Below are 18,542 nucleotides of genomic sequence, written 5' to 3' on the forward strand. Positions count from 1 at the left end.
GATTATGGTATGTGTTCATTACGGCCCGCATGGCGAGCGTTTGATCCGGCGTGGAGTCCAGTTATCCGAGTTGATCGGGGCACCGCTGTATGTGCTCAATGTGGATAGTTCAGACAGTGATGAATATAATCAAAGCAAAGAAATGTATATGGCGGTCTGGAAGCGTCTGGCTGAAGAAGCCGGTGCTGAATTCATGGTGCGCAAGCGCCGCGGCCGCAAGACCACGGATGTGATCGTTGAAGCGGCAGAAGAACATGAAGTCACTCAGGTTATTATCGGGCAATCGGCCCAGACCTTATGGCAGGAGCTGACTAAACGCAACTTCGTCAATGAACTGATCAGCAAGATGAAGATGATGGATCTGCATGTAGTGGCAGTTCAGCGTATGCGCGCCGGTCTTGAAGAGACCCATGAAGAAGGGGTAACCGCTTATTTGGTGAAGAACGACGGAATGTATCAGCTCAGCGATGAGCCGGAAGGTTCAGACTTCATCAAAGGCAAATTCTTCCACGAATTACACACTGAATTTGAGAATGGCTTGTTCAAAATTGAGCAAGATGGTAAAGCAAGATATTTGCATATCTGTGAAGGCAACTTGGCAGATCCACTATAATTAGTCTTGTTGACAGGAAGTAAGTACCAGTGTTCACAACCTATATCACTGAAGGGAAAAGGAGGCTTGCCTTTGCTGCATATAACCGTTCTTGTTCCGTTTCTTATGGCCCTGCTGATAGCGCTTCTACGCGGGAGGGTACGCAAGCTCCACAGAGGATGGCTTGTACTGGCCGCACCGCTGATGTTATTTATCTACTTCTTTACCCGTATTCCGGTCATCAAGGGAGGGGATCTCGGATATGAGACATTGCCATGGATTCCTTCCCTTGGGATTGATCTGGTCTTCCATCTCGATGGATTAAGCCTGCTGTTCGCCTTGTTAATCACGGGAATGGGCACCCTGGTCTTTATCTATTCCATCTTTTATCTGGACAAACGCAAGGAAGAGCTGACTCCTTTCTATGTGTATCTGCTGCTGTTCATGGGAGCTATGCTGGGAGTCGTCCTATCCGATAACCTGATGGTGTTATACGGATTCTGGGAGCTTACGAGTGTCTCATCTTTCCTTCTGATTGCCTACTGGCACCGGAGACAGAAATCACGCTACGGCGCGCAAAAGTCGATGCTGATCACTGTCTTCGGCGGTCTGGCGATGTTCGCAGGCTTCCTGATGCTGTATGTGATGACAGGTACCTTCAGCATCCGCGAGATCTGGAGCCAGGTGGGCGACATCAGCGGACAAACGCTGTTCATCCCCGCAATGCTGCTTATTCTGCTGGGTGCCTTCACCAAATCGGCCCAGTTTCCGTTCCACATCTGGCTGCCTGATGCAATGGAAGCGCCGACTCCGGTCAGTGCGTATCTGCATTCAGCAACCATGGTCAAAGCCGGTTTATATCTGGTAGCACGGTTCAGCCCGGTGTTTGCGGGGCAACATGAGTGGTTTTGGATAGTGTCGGGCGTCGGCCTGATCACCTTGATCTATGGATCGATCCAGGCGATGAAGCAGACGGACCTGAAGGCTCTGTTAGCTTATTCTACAATCAGCCAGCTCGGTCTGATTATGGGATTACTCGGCATGGGATCGGCAGCTTCCTTTTATACAGGGGAACAGGCTGTATTCTATACCGCCGCAACAACGGCAGCACTCTTTCATTTAATTAATCATGCCATATTCAAAGGTTCGCTCTTCATGGTGGTCGGAATTGTCGACCATGAGACGAATACCCGTGATCTGCGCAAGCTGGGGGGGCTGGTGTCCCTGATGCCGGTAACCTTCACGTTAGCGCTGATCGGCAGCTTCTCAATGGCGGGCCTTCCGCCGTTTGCCGGATTCCTGAGCAAGGAAATGTTCTTCACGGCTGTGCTGAATATCAGACAGCTGGATATCTTCAGCCCCGGGGCCTTCTTTACAATATTCCCGGTGCTGGCGTGGATTGCAAGCATATTTACCTTTGCATACAGCATGATTATGGTCTTCCATACCTTCTTTGGCAAATATCAGCCGGAGAAGCTGGACAAAAAACCGCATGAAGCGCCCCTCGGCCTTCTGCTTCCGCCAGTAATTCTGGCACTGCTGGCCGTGATCACCGGCTTCTTCCCGAACATACTGTCGGGGACACTGATCGTGCCGGGGATGAATGCCATTCATCCGGAGCTTGCAGCCAGCTCGCCTTTTTACGTCAACATCTATTTCTGGCACGGGTTCACCGCCGAGGTCTGGATGACGCTGGGAGTGATCCTTCTCGGGATTATCGTATACCGCGTATATGGCCGGTTCAGCCTTGTGGATAAGGAATGGCGCAGCGGCCTCACGCTGACACAGGTATATGACGGGAGTATCCGGCTCGTGGAGGGACTGTCCCGTGCGGTGACAGGGCTATACATGACCGGTTCGATGCGTCATTATCTGATGTATATTTTCACCCTGATTATCGCCGTAGTAGGCGGTACTATGCTTTATTCGGAGGGCATTACGTTTGGCCAGGGGAGCTACGCTCCGGTCACCTTCTTTGAAGTTGTTGCCGTACTGGTCCTGCTGACCGGTGCGCTCGCTATACCATTCGCGAAGTCCAGAGTCTCGGCGATTCTGCTTACCGGAATGGTCGGTTACATGGTGACGCTATTGTTCATCCTGTTCCGCGCACCCGATCTGGCCCTCACCCAGATGATTGTTGAAGTGGTCTCGGTCACGCTGTTCCTGCTCTGCTTCCGGCATCTGCCGAAGCTGAAGCGGGAGAAGGTCAGGCTGCGGGTCAAGGTGCCGAGGCTGATCATCGCCTTAGGCTTCGGGATCACGATGACGCTGGTGGCGCTGGCCGCGCTAGGCAGCAGTCCGTTCGAGTCTATCTCAACCTACTATGTGGAGAATAGTTATAAGCTTGGCGGCGGCAAGAACATCGTCAATGTCCTGCTGGTGGATTTCCGCGGCTTCGATACCATGTTCGAAATTACGGTGCTGGGGCTGGCGTCGCTGGCCATCTACTCGATGATCAAGCTGCAGCTGGAGCAGGATCATACGCCTGTTCTGACCAGAAACAAACCGGAGGAGAGCACGCGCCGCTATACCCGCAGCAATGATGTGTTGCTGCAATCGGTGGCAAAAGTAGCCTTCGTGATCATCATCACTTTCTCCCTGTATCTGTTCTTCGCGGGTCATAATCAGCCGGGCGGCGGCTTTATCGGAGCCTTGATGGCTGCTGCGGCGCTGGTGCTGGTCGCGATTGCCTTCGGTACGGAGTTTGTGGAGAAGGTGCTGCCGGTCGATTACCGCAAGTTAATCGCAGTCGGGATTATGATCGCTTTTCTCACCGGAATCGGTTCCTTTGTCTTCGATGCTCCGTTCCTGACCCAGGCCTTCGGTTACTTTGAACTGCCGGTCATGGGCAAGACGGAGCTAACCACGGCGATGCTGTTCGATCTGGGAGTCTACCTCTCGGTGATTGGTGTCACGATGAATATTATCTTTACGATCGGGAGGGATAACTAATGGAGATCCTTATTGCCCTGGCGATCGGTGTCTTGTTTACCGTAGGTGTCTATCTGGTCCTGTCCAAAAGTCTGCTCCGCATCCTGCTCGGGACGACGCTGCTGACGCACGGCGTTCATCTGCTGCTGCTGACGATGGCAGGCCTGAAGACGGGCGCTTCACCTCTGCTTGGCGAGAAGGCGGACAGTTATGTCGATCCGCTGCCGCAGGCGCTTATCCTGACTTCCATTGTAATCAGCTTTGGGGTATCCGCGTTCTTCATCGTTCTGGCCTACCGGGCTTACCGCTCGGCGGGGACGGATGATGTGGAAGGAAGCAAGGGGGAGAGACCATGAACAACCTGCTTGTACTGCCTTTGCTGATCCCGGCCTTTACGGCGGTCATCCTGATTTTTCTCAAGGAACGAATTAAGCTGCAGCGTATCCTCAGTGCCATCAGTGTGCTGGTGAATATCGCAGTAGCGCTTATCATTATGTACCAGGTCCATACAGATGGGATTCAGACGCTGTATATGGGAGGATGGATTCCGCCTTACGGCATCGTCTTCGTAGCTGATATGTTCGCAGCGCTGCTCGTCTTGACGGCTGCGGTGGTAGGGGCAGCTTGCCTGTTCTTCTCCTTCGCCAGCATTGGAGAGGAGCGGGAGCGGTTCTACTACTATACATTCTTCCATTTCCTGCTCACCGGTGTGTTCGGCTCGTTCCTGACAGGTGACCTGTTCAACCTGTTTGTCTGCTTCGAGGTGCTGCTGGTTGCCTCCTACGCCATGATTGTTCTGGGTGGAACCCGGATACAGCTGCGTGAGACGCTCAAGTATATCCTTGTCAACGTAATTTCCTCCACCTTGTTCGTAGCGGCGATTGCTTATCTGTACGCGGCGACAGGCACGCTGAATATGGCTCATCTGGCCATCCGTGTGGGAGAGGCCGGGCAGGGCGGAGTCATGAATGTGATTGCTGTACTCCTGCTGCTGGTGTTCTCGCTCAAAGCAGGCCTGCTGCTATTCTTCTGGCTGCCGGATTCGTACAGTGCTCCTCCGCAGGCGGTAAGGGCATTGTTCGGCGCACTGCTTACCAAGGTGGGGCTGTATGCCATCACCAGAACGTTCTCGCTGATTTTTGTCCATGACATGGGCCTGACCCATTCGCTGATCGGCTGGATGGCAGGGGCCACTATGATTCTTGGAGCCATAGGGGCACTCGCCTATAATGATCTAAGCCGGATCTTCAATTATAATATTGTCATCAGTGTCGGCTTCATCGCCTTCGGTATCTCCGTGGCTACCCAGGATTCGCTGAGCGGGGTGGTATTCTATCTGATGCACGATATGGTTGCCAAGGCACTGCTGTTCTTCCTGGGCGGTCTGATTGTCGCAGCTTCGGGGACGGAGCAGCTGAGGCTGATGGGCGGTCTGATCCGCCGGTATCCGTGGACGGGCTGGATGTTCTTCGTCCTGACGCTGGCGCTGGTCGGCGTTCCTCCGCTTAGCGGTTTTGCCGGGAAGGTCATGATGGTCCGCAGCGGCTTCGGGGAGCAGCATACCGCGCTTGCGCTTATCGCTCTGGCTTCCAGCTTCGTCGTCTTATATTCACTGATCAAAGTCTTCCAGCAGGTATTCTGGGGAGGCGAGAAGAGCGATGAAGAGATCCGTCCTCTGCGCTACAAAGCTATGATGGTACCGGCTGCGGCACTGTTTGTGCTCGTCATCCTGATGGGTATCGGCGCCGAGTGGGTGAACGGCTATGTGGGGCAGGCAGGCGCAGTCCTCGCTGATCCGGCAGCGTACATTAATGCTGTCATGAAGGAGTAGATGAAGATGGCCTTTCAAATATTGTTGAATCTCATGATCGCCTTCCTGTGGATGTTCCTGAATAATGACTGGACGGCCTCCGGCTTCATCGTCGGTTATGTGCTGGGGGTGGCCGTACTGGTGGTCATGCGGCGCTTCTTCGACGGACGGCTGTACCTGGGCAAAATATGGGCGATTCTGAAGCTGATGGCCTTGCTGCTCCGGGAGCTGGTGGCCTCCAGTTATGTAGTGGTGAAGGCGGTTCTTCGCCCGAATCTCAATATCCGCCCGGCTATCCTGATGTACCATACGGAGCTGGAATCGGACTGGGAGGTGGCGGTGCTGATTACTATGCTCTGCCTCACGCCGGGTTCAGTCGTGCTGGAGGTGTCCAAAGACAACCGGACCTTATACATTCATGCCATGGACATACAGGATGTGAAGCAGTTCGATGCGAATATCCGTAATACCTTTGAGCGCGCGATTCTGGAGGTGACCCGTTCATGATTCAATCGATTCTCATGGTGGCGCTGTCGATCATGGTCATCTCCATAGCTATCTGTGCCTGGAGGCTGGTCAAGGGGCCGTCACTGCCTGACCGGGTAGCCGCACTCGATACCATCGGTATCAATCTGCTGGCGATGGTCGCCGTCCTCTCGGTGCTGTTCAAGACGCAAGCCTTTATAGAATATATTCTGCTGATTGGAATCCTCTCTTTTATCGGGACGATGGCCTTGGCCAGATATATCGAAAGGGGGGTGGTGTTTGAACATGGACATGATCAAGACGGTCATTGAGTATGTGTTTGTCCTGCTGATTCTGACCGGAGCCTTGCTTAGCGCAGTCAGCTCTGTAGGTCTGATCCGCTTGCCCGATGTATACCTGAGATCACATGCCGCCGCCAAAAGTGCTACGCTCGGTGTGCTCTGTGTACTCAGCGGCGCATTCCTCTATTTCGCCTTCTTCCTCGATTTCATCAGTGCGAAGCTGCTGCTCGGAATCGTGTTCGTATTCATGACTTCTCCGCTCTCCGCGCATCTGACCGGCCGGGCGGCCTACCGCTCCGGGGTTCCGCTCTGGAGCCGCCGCGTCCAGGATGATCTCAAGGAGGCGCTGGAGAAGGAGCAGGAACAGGTGAAGACCGATTCATCCTCATCATAGATTAGTATAAAAGCACAAACAGGGATGCTCAACGGCCGTAATGGGTCCGAGGGGCATCCCTGTTTACTTACTGCTGAGCTTGCTGCGGAATAGTGTCTTTGTACGCCGTCCGTCTGCGGTACAGGTGCAGCAGCAGATACGAGGCGACGAACGCTGCGGTTACCAGCCACAGCGGAATTCGCGGGTCGAGCTTGTATGCCCAGCCTCCGATAATGCCCGCAGGTGCGGTGAAGACCAGGATCAGGACTGACAGCATGGAGAAGACCTTGGCCCGCTTCTCATCCTCAATGGCGTTCTGCACGGCTGCCTCCAGATAAGGAGAGCTGATCATCAGGCCTACGGCGGCCAGGATGGTGCTCAGCCCGATCCAGACAAAGCTCGCTGACGGGTAGACAACCAGCATGGCATTCGACAGAGCAGATAAGCCGAAGCCAGCCATCATGGCACGGCTTGCGCTCTGATCCGGTATTCTGGGCATCAAGAGCCACAGGGTCAGCAGCATGATGACAGAGGATACCGCCGGGAACATAGACAGGATGCCGCTGTCCAGATGGATGTAATCTGCCAGATACAGGTACAGGTAGGTGCTTTTCAGCGTAGCCTGGAAGTTGAACAGAATGTATACGCCGAAGATCAGCAGCAGATTGCGCTCAGCCCCCAGATCACGGAAGGCGCCGCCGTATTCAATCATACTCTCTCTAAGGCCAAGCTCCCGGGTCTCCTGCCTTTTGCGGATGCCTGCCTCGGTCTCCCGGGTAGTCAGATGACGGCCCACGAACTGGAAGGTCATGAAGAGGAAGGCCAGCACGTACATGATCCTCATGCCCGTGACCATGCCATACTGGTGGACAAGCAGACCGCCCAGCGGTGCGAACAGGCCTCCGATCACCCCGATGATCTGCAGCAATGTGAATACATAGGTCCGGTCAGCGGGCCGGGTATCTTCAACAATCAGGCAGTAAAAGGCGATATGCGGCACACGCTGGAAGCCGTTAATCACTGCAGCTGCGGCGAAAAACCACAGGTTCTGGGAGAAGGCCCATAACAAGGTGGCAAGGCTCCAGCTAAGCAGGTCAAAATACAGAATAGCCCGCTTGCGTCCCAGCCGGTCCGTCAAATAACCGCTGAGCAAAGAGGAGAATACCTGTACGATGAGTCCGATGGTCGTTATCCACCCGATGTTCACCTCGGTCAATCCAAGCTCATACATGTACAGGGTGGCATAGGTAGAGAACATGCTGTAGGGAATCAGGAAAAAAGGCTCAAAGGTCAAGCAGCCCCGGCTGTTTCCCTCCAGCCGCGGAAAGAAAGGTTTTGCCATGATGAAATCCTCCAGGGAACCGTTTCAGGTCAGTTTATTTTCCATAATGGAATAGATGCTTTCTATATTGGAATTGTTTGTATGGCGACCGCGCGTTGAAGCTGTGCAATAGTCATGGGTGATCATCCTATCTGAATGTATAGTGGATTCTGAAGTAGAGTGGTGTATCGCGACCTTTATATATTAACAAAAATAGTTCCAAGAAGGAGTACAAATGAGGAAAAAGAATGTAAAGAAGATGCTGTCGGTTATGCTGTTGGTGTCGGACCCTATACAGGATCTGCGAACGGGAAAAACGGTGCAGTGCAGGTGGAAGTTACCTTCTCGGAGCATGCCATCGACGCTGAAGCTGTCAGCAGAGGCAGTGGCGGATGAACTTAAATAAGCCCGGCTGTCCCTATAGTGGAAAAGACCAAGTTGCCATGAGATAATATGTTATCCGAAAATTAGATAAGGTGGTTAACATGTTTATCATCATTGGGCTAGTATTCATTGCTTTATACGCGTTAATTGTCTTCTATATTGGCTGGAGCGGCTGGGGCTGGATCAAGCCGGTCGTCTCCGGACGGTTCCGGCTGTTCTACATCATTGCGCTGATCTTCCTGGCCAGCTCGCTGATCCTCTCCAGAGTGGTGGCGGGGTCAGCGGTCTTAAGCGTCATTGGCAGTTACTGGCTGGCCGTATTCAGCCTGCTGCTCATGCTGCTGCCGCTAGTGCACCTTACGGTCTGGCTGACGAAGCTGGTCAGGCTGCCACGCCGGGCCGTTCAGAAATGGTCCGGTATTCTAACGCTGGTGGCGCTGGTGAGCCTGCTCGGGTATGGAAGCTATAATGCATACAGCCCGGTTGTGCGTTCCTACGAGGTACAGATTGACAAGCCGGGTCCGGCCAGCGGTAAGCTTCATCTCGTGATGGCTTCGGATATGCATTTCGGTTATTTATCCGGCAAACGCCATGCGGAGCGGATGGTACAGGAGATTAACGCCTTGCACCCCGATCTGATACTGCTCCCGGGCGATATCGTGGATGATGATGTCAGGCCGTATAAGGAGAAGGGACTCGGCGCTGTGCTGGCGAAGCTTGAAGCTCCGCTCGGAGTGTATGCTTCCCTGGGAAATCATGACCGGTTCAAGGGCGGGACGGAGGAGATCATCAGCCTGCTGAAGGAGAGCGGGATGCAGGTGCTTTATGATGAAGACGTCGAGGTGGGCGGCTGGCTGACGCTGATTGGACGGAAGGACTACAGCGATAAGGAGCGGGCCAAGCTGGCTGATCTGACCAAGGACATAGACCATTCCAAGCCGGTGTTCATGCTGGAGCATCAGCCGGTGGAGTTCGGGATTGCTCAGGAGCAGGGTGTGGATCTGATGGTCTCCGGCCATACCCACCGCGGGCAGATCGCGCCGGCCAATCTGATCACCTCCAGAGTGTTCGAGAATGACTGGGGCTATCTGCAGAAGGGGCAGCTTCATACCATCGTGTCTTCAGGCTATGGCTTCTGGGGTCCGCCGATCCGCATCGGGTCGCGCTCAGAGATCGTGTCCATTCAAGTGCAGTTTTCTAACGCAGACCAGTAAGTTGACAGGGCTGACCCGACATGGGTTAGCTCTTTTTTTGGATAAAGATTTACAAATACCTGTAGATCAGCTATATTGTACTGGTACAATAAGTACACTGTTCACGCAAGGAGGCAGCGTGTGGAGATCATCATCAGTAGTAACAGGAACAAGCCCATTTATGAGCAGATCACCTCGCAGATCAAAGGCAAGATTATGAGCGGAGAGCTTCAGGCAGGAGATCCCATACCTTCGATGCGTGCCTTGGCCAAATCCATTCAAGTCAGTGTCATCACCGTACAGAAGGCGTATGAGGATTTACAGCGCGACGGCTTCATTGAGACTACGGTGGGCCGGGGGAGCTTCGTTTCCGCCGTGAGCCAGGCCCTGTTTCAGGAAGAGCAGCAGAAGCAAGTGGAGGAGCATCTGATCACAGCGGCCGAGATCGCCCGCGCAAGCGGAATCAAACTGGAAAAGATGGTGGACATGCTGACTGTCTTTTATACGGAGGGTAATCATGAATCTTAGTTTGGAAATCACCGGACTGACCAAGTCCTATGCCGACTCCGGCTTTATGCTGGACAATGTATCATTAGCAATTCCCAGCGGAACCATTATGGGGTTCGTGGGTGAGAATGGAGCAGGGAAGACGACAACAATCAAGTCTATTCTGAACACGGTTCATAGAGACAGCGGGACGATCCGGCTGTTAGGCCAGGAGATGACGGATAGGGATACTGCATTACGCGAAGACATCGGGGTTGTGCTTGATTCAGCTAATTTCTCGGCGATATTGACCCCCGGCAAGCTTGCTAAGGTAATGCGCGGAATCTACCGGCAATGGGATCAGGAGGTCTATGTGAAGCTCACGGAGAAGTTCGGCCTGCCTATGGACCGCAGGATCAAGGAATTCTCCCGGGGCATGACGATGAAGCTTGCCATAGCCGCCGCCATGTCGCATCATCCCAAGCTGCTGATTCTCGATGAGGCTACCTCGGGACTCGACCCCATTACCAGAGAGGAGATTCTGGAGGTATTCCTGGAGTTCGTTGAGGACGAGCATCACGCTATACTGATGTCTTCTCATATCACAAGCGATCTGGAGAAGATCGCCGATTATATCACCTTTATTCATCGAGGGAAGATCATTCTGACTGCGATGAAAGATGAGCTGATCTATGACTATGGTGTGGCCCGCTGCACCAGCGACCAGTTCCGGCGTATTGCTGAAGGTGACAGGCTGGCTTACCGGGTGAAGGAGCATCAGACCGATGTGCTGGTGAAGGACAGAAGAGGCTTCGGGCAACAATACAGCGGGATTACGGTGGATCAGGTATCCATTGATGAGATTCTGCTGCTGCTCGTAAAGGGGGAGAAATAATATGCACGGGCTGCTGTTAAATAATTATTACTCACTGCAAAATAACATCAAATCCTCCCTCGGCATTGCGCTGCTTCTGTCGCTGGTTTCCTTTGCCGGGGTGGATCACAGTGTACTGAATGCAGTCATCGCGGTGCAGATTTGGATTTTTGTGTTGAGCATCGGGGCCTCCCTGCAGATGGATGAGGCTTCTAAATGGAACCGGTTTGAACTCACCATGCCGATCAGAAGGAGAACGGTCATCCATGCGAAGTACCTGTCCTTCCTGATGTTAATCCTCATGGGCACCGCTGTAAGTCTGGTTACTCTGGCATTAACCTATGTAAGCAAGGGAGACATAGCACATTTGAACCTGTCCACCGGGTATACCTTCGGTTTATCTTTATCTATCTCCACCCTGGCGATCTATTATCCGGTCATTCTTAAATTCGGTGTGGAAAAAAGCGAGCAGATGGTGATGATTTCGGCAGGTCTATCGGTGGGCCTTCGTTTCCTGGTGTGGATGCTGCTGAACCTGTATATGAACGATGTGAACTATAATGGTCCTGAGACCGGGTATGCCACCCTGCTCCTTGCTGTTCTCATGTTCGCGGTGTCCTATCTGATTTCCGTGCGGATTCATCGGAATAAAGAATTCTGATGATCACCGGATTCCGATTGCGATTGGGAGACTATCAGCCTTGCCGGCTCTGCATAATCCCCTTATAAACTTCTATAGCGAACGCCCGGGACCGCTTCAGATCTACTATGGCATCTTCATCGGGGAGGTGAATGTCTTTGTCAGACCAGTCCGCGCGTTCCGGCAGCCAGGTACGGATATAGCTGCCGCCCGGATCATGGGTCTGGGATTGGGTGACCGGATTCATCACCCGGAAATAGGGAGAGGCATCAAAGCCGAGCGAAGAGCTCCATAGCCAGCCGCCACGGTTCTGGGCGTTGTCGTAATCGCTTAGCTTCAGCCGGAAATAACGCTCGCCATAGATGAAGGGACAGCCCAGATTCTTCGTCAGGAACATGGCCGTTATCATCCGCAGCCGATTAGGCATCCAGCCGGTCTCATTCAGTTGGCGCATGGCAGCATCGATGACCGGAATGCCGGTCTTGCCCTGAGCCCAGGCCTCGAAGTGCCCGGTCCCTAGCGCAGAGAGATCATATACATTCTCATAGGTGAAAAAATCCTTGTCCAGCCGTGCCTGACCCAGATAGAAATCCCTCCAGGCTAATTGTCTCAGCCAGTCTTCGCCGATATCCTCTTCTTCAGTAAGCCTGCTGTATAGGGTCCGTGCCGAGATCGCTCCCGTATTCAAATGTCTGCTGATCCGGCTGGTCCGTTCTTGCGCGTAATGATCGCGGTTGACCTTGTAATCCTGCAGATCCGCATGCAGGAAACTCTCGAGCACATGATCCGGGTTCATCTGCTCTGCAGCGGGAGCCAGCGCTGTAAGCTCCCGGGCAATCTCTTCGGGAAGCTTGAAGGAATCTGCGAGCTGCGGGTGAAGATCAACGGTTCGCAGACGGCTTAGCCCGGCAGAGTAAGGCGGCTGGAACCGCTGCGCGAGAAAAGTACGCCAGCGGCGGTAGAAGGGAGTAAACACCTTGAACGGCTCACTCCGGCCGCACCAGTCCATGAATGCTTCCAGATCACAGAGCATGCTGTCATGCCGGGCATGGAACCGGAGGTTCAGCGCATTGGCGGTGTCCTGCAGCAGCTGGTCGCGCTTAAGGGCATAAGGGGTATAGTCCGCATGTAGGCTGACCTCCTGAACAGGGTGGAACTGTGCCAGCCGCCGGAGGATCACCTCCGGCTCCCCATACAGGAGATGGAGCAGCTTGCCTTCTTTCGCATATTCCTGCTGAAGCCGGGCAACATGCTGAAGGAAATTCTGTCCGCTATGCTCCAGATAACGCTTATTCCTTAGCAGAAACGGCTCCATTATTAATACATGCAGCGAGTCTTCCTGCGCCGAAGCGATGGCATCGAAGGCCGGCAGATCAGAAGTCCGCAGGTCCTTGCGGTGTATGAATAGAATCATAGATGTAGTTCCTTTCCGATGCAGATGTGATCTGTTAAATTCTAAACGGTATGGCTGGCAGATACAACTGGGTTAAACCCTGCATATGTTGATGGTTTATGGGATCAAATATTCCAAAATAAGGGATCTGCCACTTCTGTGTTGCTAAAGCCTGCTTATTCGTTACGGTATCCCAGGCTGGATATACCCGCATTGCCATTTTTCCCGGTGCATTATCGGTTGCCAGCACGCCATGTTTTTTCAGCAGGTCCTTAGGAAAGACAAACTGTCCAAGCTCCCCGCTAACGGGATGGAAGGTGTTAATGACCAAGAAATCAGGGGCATCGGCATAGGTGAAGGCCTGGTTTTTACGCTCGGCATTTTTTTCCCACATCGCGACAAATTGACCGGTCTTCGTGGGGGTGATTTTGGCCACCCGAAACCGGACCGACAGGGCACCCAGCTGGAATGTACCGGCTCCATATTCGGCATTCTGCGGTTCTTCACGTATGGAATCGGCAATGAAGCCGGCTGGTGCGTACAATGTTTCATTAATATAAGCTAATGTGGTGTGGAATTTATTCATGCACTGGCCCTTCTTCCATGAAGATAATCATGTTGCTTCTCCTAAAGATACTATCAGTGAAATCGCCCGAAAGGAAATTTTCCGGTAATCGCAGAGGTTTTTTGTTAGAATAGGGGGACTGCAGGATTTTACTCGACTAAAGGAGAGATTATATTTGTTGTTGAAAAAAGGATTTACAGTTCTGCTATTGGCATTACTGCTGCTATCGGGCAGCATTACAGCATTTGCGGCTGAGCAAGGCAGCGTAGGAGCATGGGGAGCTACCCCATCCGGCATTCCGCTGACCGGGCTGGAAGCTTTTGTAGACGATTATGTAAAAGAGTACATAGGAAAGCAGACCGTAGGCGCGTCCGTTGTGATGGTGAAGGATGGACAGGTCGTGCTGTCCAAGGGGTACGGCTACGCCGACGTGGAACAGCAGATCCCCGTTTCCCCGGATACGGTCATGGAATGGGGCTCTATCAGCAAGCTCGCCGTATGGACATCCGTAATGCAGCTGGCTGAGCAGGGCAAACTGGATCTGAATGAAGATATCCGTAAGCTGTTGCCGGAGCATTTCCTGACCAAGCTGGAGTACGACGAGCCGATCACCATGCTGCACCTGATGAACCACAACGCCGGATTTGAAGAGTATATGTTCGATATGGCCTACCAGTCGCCTGAGGAAGTGCGGTCGCTGGAAGGGGGACTGAAGCTGGCTCAGCCAGCACAGATCTACAGACCGGGGGAGGTGGTCGCTTATTCGAACTACGGCAACTCACTGGCTGCCTTTATTGTGGAGAGAATCAGCGGGCAGCCTTATCATGAATACGTCCAGCAGCATATTTTTGAGCCGCTGGGCATGAAGCATTCGATGGCGTATTCTGTGGTGGAGGACCGCCCGGAGCTGCTGAAGCACAAGGCCAAAGGGTATTTCTTCGCCGGACCAGGCTCCTTCAAGCAAGGCCCGTGGAATTATATGTCTATGTACCCTAATGGCGGCAATAACGGGACTGCGGAGGATCTCGCCAAATTTGCCATGGCCCTCATGCCTGCAGCCGGAGAGCAATCTCCGCTGTTTCAGAAGTCAGGAACGTTGGCTACGATGCTGACCCGGAGTCATTCCGCTGCGGAAGGCATGCCTGGCATCGCCCACGGGTTCTGGGAGTATCCCGGGGCACACTGGACGCTGGGACATGGCGGGAACACGATTGCTTTTGCCACCAACCTTATGCTTGTGCCTGAAGACCGGTTTGCAGTTGTCGTCATGACGAATCAGGCGGGTGAATCCCATATTGTTCATGGTCTGACCAAAGCAGTTGTGGGACAACGAGCGCAGACGGAGGCAGCGGTTCTGCCAGACGTGTCAGAGGTGGAAGGCCGATTCGTCGCGGCGCGCCGTCCCGGTCATGGCTTCATGAAGCTGTTCCCATATCTGACGATGATGAAGCTTGAGCCTCAGGGAGCAGATCAGCTTAAGGTGTCACTTGCCGGGATGAGCGGAAGCTATCAGCAGGTTCAGCCTTACCTCTATGAGAAGACGGGTGGGGATTCAGGACTGGATGCCTGGCCGATGCTGTATGCCACAATGAAAGAAGGGAAGGTAGCGTCTGTCTCGGTGTACACCTCCGATTATCTGCCGTTGTCTCCGGGCCGGTCCATGCCTGTATTGCTGATCAGTGCAGCACTTGCGTTGCTGGCCATCATCTATTTTGTAATTGCTCCGTTTGTGTGGCTGGTACAGATGCTTATGGGCAAAAGGAGAGCACATCGTAACCGTCCTGCACCCCGATCCGCCAACCGGAAGCTGACGGCCGGACTGACCTTAACCGGTACCGGTCTGGTGGTGAACAATCTGGTGCTGGCCTTACGGATGCTTAGCAACAATGAACGTGCCTATGCGGAGGTGTATCCGCAGATTATAGTGAATATTGCGCTAACCGGACTGGCTGCACTGCTTATCGCTGCGCTGTTTATAACCTTGATGAAGCGCCGGTCCCCGTCTGTCTCACCGGCCCGTAACCATTGGCCGGCCATCGTGCCCATGGTGATGATGGCAATTCTGCTGGCCCAGCTGGTATTCTGGGAATTTTACAGTTAAGTCGCAGGGGAAGGGAAGAAGCGGCTATCTGAGGACAAGAAGCCAGGGTGCGGGGGAGAGCGGGCGTACGTTTTTCCACTTGCCTGCTACTATAGAATTACTTATTACATCCCACGTGTGCGACAATCATCTGTTCGTGGCGATGGACAGAATACCTTTCATTTTCTGTATAAATGGCTACGCTGTCCTTAAGAGGATGGCGTAGCCGTTCTCATTTCTGCAATAGGGCTAAGCAGCCTCTCACTTGAACTGTATCCCCAATTATTATTGATGTCTAACCTATGTACAATTTATTGGGTTCGTTAGCGATAGAAGTCCACCATATCTCCAAACAGCCGTTTAATAAATTCGAGCTCGCTTTCGTTATATCTTTCCAAAAATTCGTACATTCTTTGCTTTTCCTTCGCATGAAGCCCCTCATGAGCAGCAAATAGCTTTTTGCCGATAGGCGTTAGCCGAAAATACACTTCCTTTTTGTTGTCGTTGAACTGGGCTTTTCGCACCCAACCTGCCTTTAGTAATTTATTTGCGATCTTGGAGGTATTTCCTTTACTTAAATTGATTCTCTCCGCGATGGAAGTGAGATTGATCGGCTCCTGCTCTCCGATGCACGCAATGGTGTGCAGTTCCGTCATATTCAAGCTGAATTCTGATTCAATATGCTTCCGGATATCCTTCAGGTATGTGGCAGTTATTCGGGTTTCATATTGCTCTTTATGCTCAAGAAACTGAACGAAAAATTCATGAATGGCAGTTTTGTTTTTACTGGCAGTATCCATCATTATGCTGGCTCCTCGACTTATTTGTTTTATTATAGCATAGATTGTTCTCTGAGAAACATACGGGCATACCCATATTGGGATTGGGGTTGACATGGTAAAGAGTAAACAAGTAGAATGATATTGTTTCGTATGAAACTAAAATTGTATATAATTTTTATCACACTTGTTTTAACGGGCAATATAAAAGGTTCTAACGAAACAATAATTGATGAAGGAGGTTTGCCGGAAGTACTTGTCCACTTTTCAAGAGGAAATTTATAAATATGGAAATGGAGCGTACCTGCCTATGGAAATCGCAAATCCGAAGACCTTGAATGATAAGGTTACATCTGTAATTTCTCATGTCGTGGTAACTACTGCTTCCAAATGGGCCTTCATCTCAGGTCAGGTTGCTGTAGATGAAACAGGATCATTGGTCGGTTCAGGGGACTATTATGCGCAAGCGATTCAAGTGTTCACCAACCTTAAGTATGCATTGGAAGCCGTGCGAGCGGATCCCTTGTACATTGTAAAAATGAATATTTTTGTTGTAAACCACAACCCGGAATTGATTTCGATTATTTTTGAGGCAGGATTTCATGTGTTTGGCCCTAACTGGCCGAAGACAGCAAGTACCTATATAGGCGTTCAAGCACTAGCCGATCCTGAATGGCTTATCGAAATAGACGCTATCGTGATCTTCCCATAATGTTTAAGAAAAGAGGGTTTTGATATGAAATATGAAGTCATCCTGATCGGTGGCGGGCCTGTCGGCATGATGCTGGCCGGGGAATTGGCATTAGCCGGTGTAAAGGTCTGCGTCATTGAGCGATTAAAAGAGACAACCCCTTATTCACGTGCGCTTACCGTACATCCTCGAACTCTTGAAATAATAGATATGCGTGGAGTGAAATCACAATTAATCAGTCAAGGCCGCTTACTTTCGAGAGGACATTTCGCCGGATTAGAAACTCCTTTGGATTTCACGGTGTTGGATTCTTCTTCCAATCACACTCTCTTTTTACCGCAGAGTGAGACGGAGAAGGTGTTGGAGGAATGGGCGCTTAGCCTTGGCGCAGAGGTCTGGAGAGAGGTTGAGGCTCTATCTGTAAACCAGGACGAGGATGGGGTTGACGTTAAGATCGCAGGACCTCATGGAGAAACAACGTTAAGATCAGCTTATGTGGTAGGTACGGATGGAGCCAGAAGTTTGGTTCGCAAGCATGCAAATATATCATATGAAGGTACAGATGCGACCTTCACGGCGATTCTGGGGGATGCCGTTCTATCTGATTTGGCTCCTATGAGTGTCATATCCCGGATTACAGAACAAGGATTGGTCAGTATCATGCCGATCAATGATCATATGTATCGGGTCTTGATGATCGATATGGAGAGACGTAACATCTCTAAGGATGAGCCCGTTACATTGGAAGAGTTTCGTTCATCGCTCATCCGTACGACCGGAAGCGACCTGGGATTGAACGATGTGAAATGGATGTCCCGTTTCGGAAATGCGACGCGGCAAGCGGGACGCTATCGGAATGGTCGATTGTTCTTGGCGGGAGATTCGGCGCACATTCATTTTCCCGCTGGTGGACAGGGAATGAACGTCGGCTTACAAGAAGCGATGAACTTAGGTTGGAAGCTTGCAGGAGCAATCAAAGGCTGGGCTCCGGACTGGCTATTGGACAGTTATCATGCCGAGCGCTTTCCATGGAATACGGCCTTGCTCCGGAATACCGAGGTCCAAACCCTGCTTCTGGACGTGACTCCCCCTATCACGGAACTTCGAAGCATGTTAGCTAAACTGATTCAAATACCGGAGGCTAATTATCAAATCGCCGCACAAGTTTCCGCAATGGATGTACATTATGATCCAGACGCCGAAGCGCCTCCCCATCCTTTAAACGGGAAACGTTTCAAGGATCTAAGCTTAAAGCTGAAAGGCGGGCCATTGATTAACGCCTATCCGTTACTACACAAAGGTACTTTTCTTCTGCTGCATTTTCATTCTAATGAACAGAATAGCGGTCAATGGGAAACGTATAGCAACCTTCAAGTTGTACATGCCTCTTTGGCTGAGGCTGACGAGGATTGGAACGACGTCCACACGGCGCTTATTCGTCCGGATGGACATATTGCCTGGGCGATTCCTCTATCCGTTCCAAATCCAATACAAAGCATAAATGAAGGAATCACTCGCTGGTGCGGAGACAGTACCGTGTAGTAATTCGTTCGAGGTGCGTAACTGATTCGCTACCACGTTCAAGGATCTAATGTATTAGGGCTTGCAATTACAAACAAGCGACCCTCCAGAGGACGACAGCCCCGGTGGATCGCTTGTTTGT

The 18,542-nt window shown here is 52.0% G+C and carries 18 protein-coding genes; 14 read left to right on the plus strand and 4 right to left on the minus strand.

Features of this window, described 5'->3' with window-relative positions; genetic code table 11:
- Nucleotides 1–4 precede the first annotated feature (4 nt).
- From MKX51_RS13255 to mnhG, 7 genes are all read left to right on the plus strand, one after another.
- Complete coding sequence (locus tag MKX51_RS13255) at nt 5–613, plus strand: hypothetical protein (RefSeq protein ID WP_340941157.1); 609 nt, start codon at nt 5–7, stop codon at nt 611–613.
- A gap of 66 nt (nt 614–679) precedes the next feature.
- Nucleotides 680–3,544, plus strand: coding sequence for a Na+/H+ antiporter subunit A (locus MKX51_RS13260; protein WP_340992686.1), 2,865 nt, complete (start codon nt 680–682; stop codon nt 3,542–3,544).
- On the plus strand, nt 3,544–3,879 hold the full coding sequence (locus MKX51_RS13265; RefSeq protein ID WP_036729053.1) for a Na(+)/H(+) antiporter subunit C: 336 nt from the start codon (nt 3,544–3,546) through the stop codon (nt 3,877–3,879). Before MKX51_RS13260 ends, MKX51_RS13265 begins: the two co-directional genes overlap by 1 nt.
- Nucleotides 3,876–5,354, plus strand: a complete 1,479-nt coding sequence (locus MKX51_RS13270) for a Na+/H+ antiporter subunit D (protein ID WP_340941153.1) — start codon at nt 3,876–3,878, stop codon at nt 5,352–5,354. The genes MKX51_RS13265 and MKX51_RS13270 overlap by 4 nt, the downstream gene beginning before the upstream one ends.
- 6 nt (nt 5,355–5,360) lie before the next feature.
- Nucleotides 5,361–5,840, plus strand: coding sequence for a Na+/H+ antiporter subunit E (locus tag MKX51_RS13275; protein ID WP_340941151.1), 480 nt, complete (start codon nt 5,361–5,363; stop codon nt 5,838–5,840).
- Nucleotides 5,837–6,130 carry a Na(+)/H(+) antiporter subunit F1 gene (locus MKX51_RS13280; protein ID WP_340941149.1) on the plus strand — a complete coding sequence of 98 codons (294 nt, stop codon included), beginning with the start codon at nt 5,837–5,839 and terminating at the stop codon, nt 6,128–6,130. The genes MKX51_RS13275 and MKX51_RS13280 overlap by 4 nt, the downstream gene beginning before the upstream one ends.
- Nucleotides 6,105–6,494 carry a monovalent cation/H(+) antiporter subunit G gene (gene mnhG / locus MKX51_RS13285; protein WP_340944560.1) on the plus strand — a complete coding sequence of 130 codons (390 nt, stop codon included), beginning with the start codon at nt 6,105–6,107 and terminating at the stop codon, nt 6,492–6,494. Before MKX51_RS13280 ends, mnhG begins: the two co-directional genes overlap by 26 nt.
- Before the next feature lie 67 nt (nt 6,495–6,561).
- On the opposite strand, the gene MKX51_RS13290 is transcribed toward mnhG, so the two are convergent.
- Complete coding sequence (locus MKX51_RS13290; RefSeq protein ID WP_340941148.1) at nt 6,562–7,815, minus strand: MFS transporter; 1,254 nt, start codon at nt 7,813–7,815, stop codon at nt 6,562–6,564.
- A 464-nt stretch (nt 7,816–8,279) separates the two neighbouring features.
- Here MKX51_RS13290 and MKX51_RS13295 point away from each other — a divergent pair, with 464 nt between their 5' ends.
- The 4 genes from MKX51_RS13295 to MKX51_RS13310 all read left to right on the plus strand — a co-directional run bounded on the left by MKX51_RS13295 (nt 8,280) and on the right by MKX51_RS13310 (nt 11,392).
- Nucleotides 8,280–9,392, plus strand: coding sequence for a metallophosphoesterase (locus MKX51_RS13295; protein WP_340992687.1), 1,113 nt, complete (start codon nt 8,280–8,282; stop codon nt 9,390–9,392).
- Between the two features lie 120 nt (nt 9,393–9,512).
- Nucleotides 9,513–9,899: a GntR family transcriptional regulator gene (locus MKX51_RS13300; protein WP_340941146.1), complete on the plus strand. Its 387-nt coding sequence runs from the start codon at nt 9,513–9,515 to the stop codon at nt 9,897–9,899.
- Nucleotides 9,889–10,752 carry an ABC transporter ATP-binding protein gene (locus MKX51_RS13305; protein ID WP_340992688.1) on the plus strand — a complete coding sequence of 288 codons (864 nt, stop codon included), beginning with the start codon at nt 9,889–9,891 and terminating at the stop codon, nt 10,750–10,752. Before MKX51_RS13300 ends, MKX51_RS13305 begins: the two co-directional genes overlap by 11 nt.
- Before the next feature lies 1 nt (nt 10,753).
- Entirely contained in the window at nt 10,754–11,392 is a 639-nt protein-coding gene (locus MKX51_RS13310; RefSeq protein ID WP_340992689.1) for an ABC-2 transporter permease, read from the plus strand.
- A 34-nt stretch (nt 11,393–11,426) separates the two neighbouring features.
- On the opposite strand, the gene MKX51_RS13315 is transcribed toward MKX51_RS13310, so the two are convergent.
- Nucleotides 11,427–12,785, minus strand: a complete 1,359-nt coding sequence (locus MKX51_RS13315) for a cryptochrome/photolyase family protein (protein WP_340992690.1) — start codon at nt 12,783–12,785, stop codon at nt 11,427–11,429.
- A gap of 34 nt (nt 12,786–12,819) precedes the next feature.
- Complete coding sequence (locus MKX51_RS13320; RefSeq protein ID WP_340992691.1) at nt 12,820–13,350, minus strand: MepB family protein; 531 nt, start codon at nt 13,348–13,350, stop codon at nt 12,820–12,822.
- 154 nt (nt 13,351–13,504) lie between these two features.
- Here MKX51_RS13320 and MKX51_RS13325 point away from each other — a divergent pair, with 154 nt between their 5' ends.
- Nucleotides 13,505–15,430, plus strand: a complete 1,926-nt coding sequence (locus MKX51_RS13325) for a serine hydrolase domain-containing protein (RefSeq protein ID WP_340992692.1) — start codon at nt 13,505–13,507, stop codon at nt 15,428–15,430.
- 302 nt (nt 15,431–15,732) lie between these two features.
- Here the strand turns inward: MKX51_RS13325 and MKX51_RS13330 are convergent, their stop codons facing one another.
- Complete coding sequence (locus MKX51_RS13330) at nt 15,733–16,212, minus strand: MarR family transcriptional regulator (RefSeq protein ID WP_340992693.1); 480 nt, start codon at nt 16,210–16,212, stop codon at nt 15,733–15,735.
- A 232-nt stretch (nt 16,213–16,444) separates the two neighbouring features.
- Between MKX51_RS13330 and MKX51_RS13335 the strand changes: the two genes are divergently transcribed.
- Complete coding sequence (locus MKX51_RS13335; protein WP_340992694.1) at nt 16,445–16,900, plus strand: RidA family protein; 456 nt, start codon at nt 16,445–16,447, stop codon at nt 16,898–16,900.
- Nucleotides 16,901–16,924: 24 nt separating this feature from the next.
- Nucleotides 16,925–18,421, plus strand: coding sequence for a monooxygenase (locus MKX51_RS13340; RefSeq protein WP_340992696.1), 1,497 nt, complete (start codon nt 16,925–16,927; stop codon nt 18,419–18,421).
- The last annotated feature ends 121 nt before the right edge of the window (nt 18,422–18,542 follow it).

The sequence above is a fragment of the Paenibacillus sp. FSL M7-0420 genome (assembly GCF_038002345.1).
Taxonomy (GTDB): domain Bacteria; phylum Bacillota; class Bacilli; order Paenibacillales; family Paenibacillaceae; genus Paenibacillus_AQ.